The organism is Umezawaea endophytica (assembly GCF_025061645.1).
GTDB classification, from domain to species: domain Bacteria; phylum Actinomycetota; class Actinomycetes; order Mycobacteriales; family Pseudonocardiaceae; genus Umezawaea; species Umezawaea endophytica.
Genome location: NZ_JANYMP010000061.1, coordinates 1 through 9,591 on the forward strand (window position 1 = coordinate 1; position 9,591 = coordinate 9,591).

Annotated in this window: 9 protein-coding genes; 5 read left to right on the forward strand and 4 right to left on the reverse strand. The window is 69.1% G+C overall.

What is annotated here, in order from left to right:
- The first annotated feature begins 225 nt into the window (after nucleotides 1-225).
- Entirely contained in the window at nucleotides 226-1,131 is a 906-nt protein-coding gene (locus NZH93_RS49325; protein WP_259630325.1) for a LysR family transcriptional regulator, read from the forward strand.
- Between the two features lie 458 nt (nucleotides 1,132-1,589).
- Here NZH93_RS49325 and NZH93_RS49330 read toward each other — a convergent pair whose 3' ends face one another.
- Nucleotides 1,590-2,660 carry an RNA ligase (ATP) gene (locus NZH93_RS49330; RefSeq protein WP_259630326.1) on the reverse strand — a complete coding sequence of 357 codons (1,071 nt, stop codon included), beginning with the start codon at nucleotides 2,658-2,660 and terminating at the stop codon, nucleotides 1,590-1,592.
- A gap of 168 nt (nucleotides 2,661-2,828) precedes the next feature.
- On the opposite strand from NZH93_RS49330, the gene NZH93_RS49335 reads away from it, so the two are divergent.
- From NZH93_RS49335 to NZH93_RS49345, 3 genes are read left to right on the forward strand one after another with little or no spacing between them, the layout of a single operon-like run.
- Nucleotides 2,829-3,404: a TetR/AcrR family transcriptional regulator gene (locus tag NZH93_RS49335; protein WP_259630327.1), complete on the forward strand. Its 576-nt coding sequence runs from the start codon at nucleotides 2,829-2,831 to the stop codon at nucleotides 3,402-3,404.
- 58 nt (nucleotides 3,405-3,462) lie between these two features.
- Entirely contained in the window at nucleotides 3,463-4,455 is a 993-nt protein-coding gene (locus NZH93_RS49340) for a zinc-binding metallopeptidase family protein (RefSeq protein WP_259630328.1), read from the forward strand.
- Nucleotides 4,456-4,486: 31 nt separating this feature from the next.
- A complete protein-coding gene (locus NZH93_RS49345; RefSeq protein ID WP_259630329.1) occupies nucleotides 4,487-5,434 on the forward strand; it encodes a PLP-dependent cysteine synthase family protein in 948 nt (315 codons plus the stop codon).
- Here the strand turns inward: NZH93_RS49345 and NZH93_RS49350 are convergent.
- From NZH93_RS49350 to NZH93_RS49360, 3 genes are read right to left on the reverse strand one after another with little or no spacing between them, the layout of a single operon-like run.
- Nucleotides 5,409-6,917, reverse strand: a complete 1,509-nt coding sequence (locus NZH93_RS49350) for an acyl-CoA synthetase (protein ID WP_259630330.1) — start codon at nucleotides 6,915-6,917, stop codon at nucleotides 5,409-5,411. The genes NZH93_RS49345 and NZH93_RS49350 overlap by 26 nt on opposite strands.
- A 1-nt stretch (nucleotide 6,918) precedes the next feature.
- Nucleotides 6,919-8,037, reverse strand: coding sequence for a DUF5938 domain-containing protein (locus NZH93_RS49355; protein ID WP_259630331.1), 1,119 nt, complete (start codon nucleotides 8,035-8,037; stop codon nucleotides 6,919-6,921).
- A 1-nt stretch (nucleotide 8,038) separates the two neighbouring features.
- Complete coding sequence (locus NZH93_RS49360) at nucleotides 8,039-8,830, reverse strand: SDR family NAD(P)-dependent oxidoreductase (protein WP_259630332.1); 792 nt, start codon at nucleotides 8,828-8,830, stop codon at nucleotides 8,039-8,041.
- A 120-nt stretch (nucleotides 8,831-8,950) separates the two neighbouring features.
- On the opposite strand from NZH93_RS49360, the gene NZH93_RS49365 reads away from it, so the two are divergent.
- The gene (locus NZH93_RS49365) at nucleotides 8,951-9,577 is read left to right on the forward strand and encodes a TetR/AcrR family transcriptional regulator (protein ID WP_259630333.1); all 627 of its coding nucleotides are present in this window, start codon (nucleotides 8,951-8,953) and stop codon (nucleotides 9,575-9,577) included.
- Nucleotides 9,578-9,591 lie beyond the last annotated feature (14 nt).

Below are 9,591 nucleotides of genomic sequence, written 5' to 3' on the forward strand. Positions count from 1 at the left end.
CCGCCAGAGCAAAGACCTGTGCCAGACCACCTCTAGCCCCCACCTCCAGAGCAAAGATCTGTACTCGACCACCCGCTAGCCCCAACTATCGGAGGAATACCCGCGCCCAAGCACCACCGGTCGCGACCACCGGGGCAAACCCGCGCTCGGCCGCCACCGGCCGCGATCACCGGAGCACAACCCGCCCTGGACCGCTACCGGTCGCGGGCGCTTTGAGGAGGAACTGTGCTTGATGTTCACCGGTTGCGGTTGCTGCGTGAACTGCATCGCCGGGGCACGCTGGCCGCTGTTGCGCGGGCGTTGTCGTACAGCCCGTCGGCGATTTCCCAGCAGCTCGCGTTGCTGGAGGCCGAGACCGGGGTGCGGCTGTTGGAGCACGTTGGTCGTGGGGTGCGGCTTACTGAGCGGGCGCGGGTGTTGGTTGGGCATACCGAGGCGGTTCTTGAACGTCTGGAGTTGGCCGAAGCCGATCTGGCGGCGTCGTTGACGGAGGTGACGGGCACGTTGCGGGTGGCGTCGTTCCAGTCGGTGTTGCTCGCACTCGTGCCCGCGGCGTTGTCGCACCTGGCCGAGCACCACCCGAAGCTGCGGGTGGAGATCGCGCAGCGGGACGCCGACGACGCGTTCGCGGGCCTGCTGGCTCGCGACTTCGACGTCGTGCTCGGCGAGGAGTACCCCGGCCTGCCCCAGCCACCGATGCCCGGCGTCGCCACGGAAGACCTGGCGCACGACGAGATCCGCGTCGCCTTGCCCGCACGCGGCCCGTACGCCAAGACCCCCGCCACGCTGACCGACATGGCCGACGCCCCGTGGATCATCGACCCGGCGGGCACCGCGCCCGGCGACTGGGCCAGAACGCTGTGCCGCACAGCGGGTTTCGAGCCGGACGTGCGCTTCGAAATCCCCGACCTCCTGCTCCAGGTGCACCTGGTGGAGACCGGACACGCCGTCGCACTGCTACCCGACCTGCTGTGGCACGACCGCGGCCACGCCCTACGACTGCACCACCTGCCGGGCCGACCACGCCGCAGGCTCTTCACCGGCGTCCGACGCGGCGCCACCGACCACCCCGGCAGCCGCGCGTTCCGCGACGCACTCACCCACGGCCTGCGCCTCGCCCGCGCGGACTAGCGCGTGTTCCACCTGTGGCACAGCGAGATGGTGAAAGCGACAACGCGGATGCGGCCTGGTAGCGGAGGGCGAGTTCAGTCGCCGCCACACCCGGCTCGGCGCCCGAACAGGCGGGTAGGTGGTCACCTCGTTCTACCGGAAGTTTCGAGAGAACCTGCCATGCTGGTAGGAGGAGATCGGGCAGCGGCTGGTCTGCTGTCGGAACACCAGCGCCACGACCGCATTGAAGCCGCCCGGACTAAGGTGTAGGTGGACGACCGGGCAGCTTCCCGACGAACAGCAGCGCCCGCTGCGCGTCGGTCAGGTTGGCCCGGCATGACGCTGCTGCGACGGCCGCGAGGTCTCCGGTGGCGCGGGTTTGCTTGGGTGCCAAGCCAGTTACCGGAGACCTCGCCATGGTTCATGGCATCGACGCACCGCCAATCGTCGCCTTTGAGACGCGCTCTCGTCGCATGCCGTCACGAGTCCTGGTGCTTGAGCAGGAAGCGGTTCGAGATGGCCTTGAACGACGCTCGCACGGTTTGGCCGTCGGGCAATTGCACGTCGGCGCGGTCGCCTGCTCGCCACACCAGGCCCTCGGCCAGGCGGTCGGGGGAGATGGCCGATCTCATCCCGTCCACGTCGGTGAGTGCCTGGTCGACGGTTGTGGGGAAGGTGAACTCGGCGCGGACCGGTACGGACAGTGCTAGTGCCCAGGACGGCCAGTCGCCGCGTGGCACCTCCTCGCCCTCGATTCTGAGCGTGAACGCCGAGAAGCGGTGGTCTCGCAGCTTCAGTGGGTTGCCCTGGACTCCTTGGCCGTAGGCCTCGCCCTGGACCGCAGCGCGCTTGCCGGGGAACGAGGTGCGCAGCGCGGCGTGCAGGTCCAGTTCGTTCGCGAGGCGCCACAGCGTGTTGCTCTCGGCGGGCAGCAGGTCGTAGTTGCGTGAGCAGACGCCGTCCACTTCGGACGAAGGGTCGACGTACACCGTCATGCTGGTGCCGTCGATCTTCTCCGTCGCCACCCAATCGGCCGGGCAGTCCAGGATCGGCGCCAGGTTCTGGATCCGTTCCTCGTCCGTGGCCGGGATCCAGCTCGGACGCGGGCCTCGCACCTGGCCGGACAGTTCGGCGGGCAGCGGCGGGTCCCACTTCACCACGTTGAGCGCCTCGGTGACGTCGTCGCCCGGTTGACCGCCCGCCAGTTCCGGAAAGGCCGCCAGTGGCAGCGCGAGCCCCTGGGAGTACTGGCCGCGCAGCTTCGCGGTGCGCAGGACGTGCCCGCGCCGACCGTCCACATCGGTCCGCACCCCGCGCACCGCGAGGAACGCGAACCGCTCGTCCTCCACGTCCAGCATCGAGTCGACCTCGAAGTAGACGCACGGGTCCCCAGGCCGGAACTCGTCCTTCTTCACCACGACGTCCCAACCGCGCACCCGAGCCCGGACGATCGCGTCCGCTCCGGGGATCGCGGCGATGTCGAGCACGGTCTCGACGGTCGCGAGTCGACGGGTGGTGGTGGAAGTGGTGGTCGGGTCGTCCTGGTTCATGGAGGGATGTAATCACGGAGCATTTACGGGAATCGCACGAATTTCTGTAGGTCGAAGTGGGGACGCGCGAGGAGCGAGGGAACTTCCCGCCGGGAAACCGACATGTTCTCACGACAGTAAAACCCCATCACTAACGTAGACTGGTGTCACCAACGAATGAGGTGCGGCGTGGAGCAGCAGGCGACCAGCGGGCCCCGTGCTCGGTACCGGGAACAGGTCCGCGCCGAGGTGCAGGGTCACGCGTGGGCCCAGATCGCCGAGGCGGGCGCGTCCGCACTGTCGCTCAAGGCCATCGCCAAGCTCATGGGCATGACCGCACCCGCCCTCTACCGCTACTTCGCGGGCCGCGACGAGCTGCTGACCGGCCTCATCCTCTCCGCCTACGAGGAACTGGCCGTCGTCGTCGAAGGCGCCGACACCCCGGACGAACCGTCGACGTACCGACTTCGACGACTGGCGGAAGCGTTGCGCCGCTGGGCACTCGCCAACCCGCACCGGTACCTGCTGCTGTACGGCACGCCGGTGCCGGGCTACTCCGCCCCGCCCGAGGCGACCGTGCTGACGCGCCGGATCTTCGCCCCGGTGGTCGCGAGCTTCCCGGAGCCGGACGGCTTCGAGCGATCGCTCTCGTTCTGGACCCGCCTGCACGGCGTGCTCAGCCTGGAACTGGCGGGCCACTTCACCGGCATGGGCTTCGACAGCGAAGCCCTGTACGAGCGCGAGGTCACCTCCGCCGTGGGTTGACGGCCGTCCCGCTCGGGTATCCGAAAGGGGACTCCCGAAGACCAAGAGGGGCACCACCATGCGTTCGTTCACCTGCCCGGCCTGCGGGAACCTGTTGTTCTTCGAGAACTCCTCGTGCCTGGTGTGCAATACGCCCGTGGGCTACTCCCGCCGGGAGCGCGCGCTCGTCGCACTCGACGGGCGGCCGCGCTGCGCCAACGCCACCCTAGCGGGCTGCAACTGGCTCGTGGACGACGAAGGCCCGCTGTGCGGCTGCTGCGCGCTGACCAGGACCCGCCCCGCCGACGGTGACGCCGTCGAGGCGTTCGCACGGGCCGAGGCCGCGAAGCGCCGCCTGGTGCACCAGCTCGACGACCTGGACCTGCCGACCGGCGAGGTCGTCTTCGACCTGCTGTCCAGCGACGCCGAGCACGTGGTCACCGGCCATGCGAGCGGCGTGATCACGATCGACCTGGCGGAGGGCGTGGACAGCCACCGCGAGGCGATGCGGGCGCAGCTCGCCGAGCCGTACCGGACGCTGCTCGGGCACTTCCGCCACGAGGTCGGCCACTGGTACTGGGAGGTGCTGATCGACCGCGCCGGTCGGCACGACGAGTTCCGGGAGGTGTTCGGCGACGAGCGTGCCGACTACCAGGAAGCGTTGCGGGAGCACTACTCCAGCACCCCCGAGCCGGGGTGGAACAGGTCGTACGTCAGCACCTACGCGGCCTCCCACCCGTGGGAGGACTGGGCCGAGACGTTCGCGCACCTGCTGCACGTCCGGGACACGGTGCAGACCGCGGGCGCGTACGGCGTGCTGGTCGCGGGCCGCGACATCGCGCCGCACCCGCACACCCCGGTCGACGCCGAGCCGTCCGAGGACGGCACCGGGTTCGAGGAGCTGATCGACACCTGGGTGCCGCTGTCGCGCGCGGTGAACCAGCTCAACCGCAGCATGGGCAAGGACGACCTCTACCCGTTCGTGCTGACCCCGAAGGTGCGCGCGAAGCTCCGCTTCGTCGACGCGCTCGTCACCGGGGAAGGAGTCCCGGAAACCGGTACCGTCCGCTGAGGAGCGCCCTCCCGGACCGACAGGAGACCCAGTGAACTTCCCCGGTGTCCTCTCCTCCCCCTTGGCTGCCATCGGCGGCACGCCGCTCGTCGAGCTGCGGCACGTCGTGCCGGACGGCGCGGCGCGGGTGCTGGTCAAGGTCGAGGGCGGCAACCCCACCGGCAGCTACAAGGACCGGATGGCGCTGGCCATCGTCGAGGGCGCCGAGCGGCGCGGCGAGCTGCGGCCGGGTCGGCGGCTGGTGGAGTTCACCGGGGGCAGCACCGGCTCGTCGCTGGCGTTCGTCTGCGCGGTGAAGGGCTACCCGCTGTCGCTGGTGTCGTCGGACGCGTTCTCGCCGGAGAAGCTGCGCACGATGCGGGCGTTCGGCGCGGACCTGACGGTGGTGCCCAGCGAGGACGGTCGGATCACGCCGGACCTGTTCGTGCGGATGCGCGAGGAGGTGGACCGGATCGTCGAGCGCGACCGGGCGCTGTGGACGGACCAGTTCCGCAACACCGACGCGCTGACCGGGTACTCCGCGATGGGCCGCGAGATCCTGGAGCAGGCCGGGACCGTGGACGCGTTCTGCGCCGCCGTCGGCACCGGCGGCATGCTCCACGGCGTGGCCGCGGTCCTGCGCGGGAACGGCACGCGGATCGTCGCGCTGGAACCGGCGTCCTCCCCGGCGTTGACCGAGGGCAGGGGCGGCGCGCACACCGTGGAGGGCACCGCGACCGGTGTGGTCCCGCCCCTGCTCACGCCGGGGATCTACGACCAGGCGCGGGCACTGGACGAGCCGGAGGCGCGCCGACTCGCCGTGCGGCTGGCCAGGGAGGAGGGGCTCTTCGCGGGCACGTCCAGCGCGCTCAACGTCCTGGGCGCGATCCGGGTCGCCCAGGACCTCGGCGCCGGGCACACCGTCGTCACGGTCGCGTGCGACACCGGCTTGAAGTACCTCGCGGGCCCGCTGTTCAGCCCGACCTCAGACGAGCCTTGATGTCGGTCTTGAGCACCTTCCCCACCGTCGAGCGGGGCAGGTCCGGCCAGACGTGCACCTGCTTGGGCGCCTTGACGCTGCCGATCCGAGCCTTCACGAACGCCACCAGCTCGGCGGGGTCGGCCGTCACGTCCGGCTGGACCTGCACGACGGCCACGACCCGTTCGCCCCACTTCTCGTCCGGCAGCCCGACGACACCGCAGTCGCGCACGGCCGGGTGCGCCATCAGCGCCTGCTCGACCTCGGCCGAGTACACGTTGAACCCGCCGGTGATGATCATGTCCTTGGCCCGGTCCACGATGAACAGGTAGCCGTCGTCGTCCAGGTAGCCGATGTCGCCGGTGTGGTGCCAGCCGAACCGCGACGCCTCCGCCGTGGCCTCCGGGTCGCGGTAGTAGCCGCGCATCACCAGCGATCCGCGCACGACGATCTCGCCGCGCTCGCCGGCCTCCAGCAGCCTCCCCTCGTCGTCCATGATCCCGACGGTGACCAGCGGACCGGGCCGCCCGGCCGACGCGAGGCGTTCCCGCGCCACCGTGCCGTCGGGGTGGAAGTGCTCGGCCGGTGGCAGCATCGAGACCATCATCGGCGCCTCGGACTGGCCGAAGAGCTGCGCCATCACCGGCCCGATCGCCGTCAGCGCCTGCTCCAGCCTGGCCGGGGACATCGGTGCGGCGCCGTACCAGAAGCACCGCAACGACGTGAGGTCCGTCGTGGCCAGCCGCTCGTGCGCGAGCAGCATGTAGATCAGTGTCGGCGGCAGGAACGTGTGCGTGACGCGGTGCCGCTCGACGAGGTCGAGGAACGAGCCCAGGTCGGGCGCTGGCATGACGACGATCTCGCCGCCCATCGCCATGACCGGGAAGCACAGCACCCCCGCCGCGTGGGTGAGCGGCGCCATCGCCAGGTACACCGGCCGGTGCTCGAACGGGTACCCCATGAGCGTCAGCGCCGTCATGGTCTCCAGGTTGCGGTCGGTCAACTGCACGCCCTTGGGCCTGCCCGTCGTACCGCCCGTGCCGACGATCATCACGGTGTCGTCCGGCGGCGACGCGTCGTACTCCACGTCCTCGCCCGCCAGCCACTCGTCCAACGACGCCAGCGGGACGATCGTCGTCAGCTTCGGCAGCGACGGCGCTACCTCCGCGACCAGGTCCGCGTACGCGGGGGCGTGGATCAGCGCGACGCAGTCGAACAGGTCCAGCAGCTCCCGGTTCTCCGCCGCCGCGTTGCGCGGGTTGATCGGGCACCACACCGCGCCCCGCCGCGCGATGCCGAACACGCACGCGAACGCCGTCGGGTCGTTGCCCGACAGCACCCCGACCTTGTCACCCGCCCGCACGCCCGCGCGGGCCAGCGCGCGGGCGACCGAGTACGACAGGTCCTGGACGTCGCCGTAGGTGAGCGACGTCCCGTCCATCGTCAGGCAGGGGGCGCCGCGTCCGAGCGACGCCCCCTTGTCCAGGTAGGCCGTCAGCGACATGTCAGGTGTGCGCTTCCACGACGGGGTTGAGGACCAGCCCGAAGTTCCGCAGCACGCCCAGCAGCTCGCGGTGCCCGAACGCCTGGCACGCCGACGCGAACCCCACCCGGCGCGGCGCCTGCTGGAGCAGCGAGTACGCCGCGAACGCCTGGAGCAACCCGGTCTGCTTGTAGTTCGAGTTGCCGTGGATCGCCACGTGCACCCGCCCCAGCGGCCCGGACGCGTGCACCGAGTCGATGGACGTGTTGACCCGCGGGTTCTCCCGCGGCGGCATGTCCGCCTGGAGTCCGGCCGCGATGTCCGACAGCGCGGCCTCCTGCGCCTCCGGGTCGAGCGGCCGGATCTGCTCCTCGAACATGCCCGTCGTGGCGACCACGCCGTCCATCACCGCGCGATCCAGGACACCGCCCGTCACCAGGCAGGTCGCCACGCGCGGATCGTCCTTGAACCACACCGGGTGCAGCGTCCCGCCCCACGGCACGGTCAACGCGGTCCCGTGCTGGCCGGGAACGACGCACTCGCGGGTAGCCCGGTGGTCCCACTCCACGTACTGGTTGTTCAGCAGGTGGAACCAGTCGGCCTTGAGGATGGTGAAGATCGTCTGCGTGGACGCGTAGGTCGGAAAACCCTTCCACAGCACCAGCATGTCCAACGTGTCCAGCCCCGGCACGGTCTCCAGCGCGATGTTCGCCGCGATCTCACCGGTCGTGTACATCTGCGCCACACCGGGCGACAGCAGCAGCCCGGCGTCCGCGAACGCCTGCCCCCACTTCGACTGCGCCGCCAACGCCCAGTCCTGCTCGCCCGTCGTGTCCAGGTAGTGGCAGCCAGCGGCGAGACTGGCCTCCACGGCCTCCGGACCGAGCTTGATGAACGGGCCGACCGTGTTGCACACGACGGACGCGCCGGAGAACAGCGAGGTGAGCGCCTCGACGTCGTGGCTCACCTCGACGACCTCGTAGTCGGCGGTCTCGATACCGGGAATCCGGTCGACGACCTCCTGCACCTTCTTCCCGTCACGCCCGGCCGCGATGAACGGCACGTGGTACTCGCGCAGGTACTCGCAGATCAACCGACCCGTGTAGCCGGACACCCCGTAGACGACGACTGGCTTGGTCATGTCACATCCCCATTCCACCGTCGACCGGCAGTCCCGCACCGTTGATGAACCGAGAAGCGTCGGACGCCAGGAACACGACCGCGTCGGCCATGTCGTCCACCTCACCCAGACGACCGGACGGCGTCAACTCCACAACAGCGGCCACCGCCGCGTCCGGACTCTCGAACAACCCGATGCCCGCGGTCTCGACGGCGAGCTTCACGCCCATCTCGGTCGGCACCAGGCCGGGGTACACGCAGTTCACCCGCACGCCGTACCCCAACTTGCCGGACTCGGCCGCCGCGACACGCGTGAGCCGGTCGACAGCGGACTTGGTGGCGGAGTAACCACCGATGGCCGGAAACGCGATCGTCGCCGCCACCGATGAGATGTTGATGATCGTCCCACCGTTGCCCGCCACACCACCCGGCCGCATCGCCCGCAACCCGTGCTTGATCCCAAGCATCGTCCCGAGAACGTTGACCTGCAACATCTTCAACGTCTCGTCGGGGTCGACATCCACGAGCAGGGACGTCACCTCGACACCCGCGTTGTTGACCACCACGTCCAAACCACCGAACTCGGCGACCGTGTGCGCCACAGCGCTCTCCCACGCCACGTCATCGGTCACGTCCAACGAGACGAACGCCCCACCCTCCAACCCGGCGGCGGTCTGCTCGCCAGCGTCCTTGAGCACATCAGCGATCATCACCCGCGCCCCGGCATCGGTCAGCGCCCGCGCCATCCCCGCACCAAGACCACGAGCCCCTCCGGTGACGAGCACGCACCTCCCGGATAGATCCATTCGGCTCATCCCATGCCGCCCTTCGCCATCGCCAGTGATGTGGACCACACGCTAAGAACCGTCTGGACAACTGTCAAGGTTTTCTTGGACGATCGTCAAGAGATCGCGAATCCGCTAGTCTCGGCCACGATGTCCACCACAGAGGAGGTCGGCCGCGTCTCCCGACGCCAGGTCGACAAGTTCGAGGAGCGCCGCCGCGAACTAGCGGACGCGGCGCTGCAAACGCTGTCTGAGCTGGGCTACGCCCGCACCAGCCTGCGCGAAATCGCCCAGAACTCAGCCTTCTCCCACGGCGTCCTGCACTACTACTTCCGCGACAAGGTAGAACTGATCACCTACTGCGTCAGGCAATACAAGTCCGTGTGCGCCAAGCGCTACGACAACATCGTCGCCACAGCGGACAACACAGAAGACCTGGCGGACGGCTTCCTAACAGCCCTCCTGACCACCCTCAAGCAAGACGCCACCATGCACCGCCTCTGGTACGACCTACGCTCACAAGCACTCTTCGAGCCATCGTTCAGAGAAGACGTACTGGAAATCGACGCCATGCTAGAACGCATGATCTGGCGCGTACTGAGCCGCTACGCAGAACTGGCGAACTCCCCGGTACAAGCAACATCACCAGCCGCCTACGCCATGTTCGACGGCCTCTTCCAACAAGCACTACTACGCCACCTAGCAGGCCAGGAAGACGCAGGCCCCACCCTACGCACCTCAGTCCTAAGCCTGGTAGCCGCACTAGTACCGCAGTAAATCCCTAAGAGGCT

Excerpts from the sequence above, each read along its gene's own strand:
- NZH93_RS49355 (WP_259630331.1), bottom strand. The coding sequence starts at position 8,037 with ATGACCAAGCCAGTCGTCGTCTACGGGGTGTCCGGCTACACGGGTCGG.
- NZH93_RS49330 (WP_259630326.1), bottom strand. The coding sequence starts at position 2,660 with ATGAACCAGGACGACCCGACCACCACTTCCACCACCACCCGTCGACTC.
- NZH93_RS49340 (WP_259630328.1), top strand. The coding sequence starts at position 3,463 with ATGCGTTCGTTCACCTGCCCGGCCTGCGGGAACCTGTTGTTCTTCGAG.
- NZH93_RS49350 (WP_259630330.1), bottom strand. The coding sequence starts at position 6,917 with ATGTCGCTGACGGCCTACCTGGACAAGGGGGCGTCGCTCGGACGCGGC.
- NZH93_RS49360 (WP_259630332.1), bottom strand. The coding sequence starts at position 8,830 with ATGAGCCGAATGGATCTATCCGGGAGGTGCGTGCTCGTCACCGGAGGG.
- NZH93_RS49365 (WP_259630333.1), top strand. The coding sequence starts at position 8,951 with ATGTCCACCACAGAGGAGGTCGGCCGCGTCTCCCGACGCCAGGTCGAC.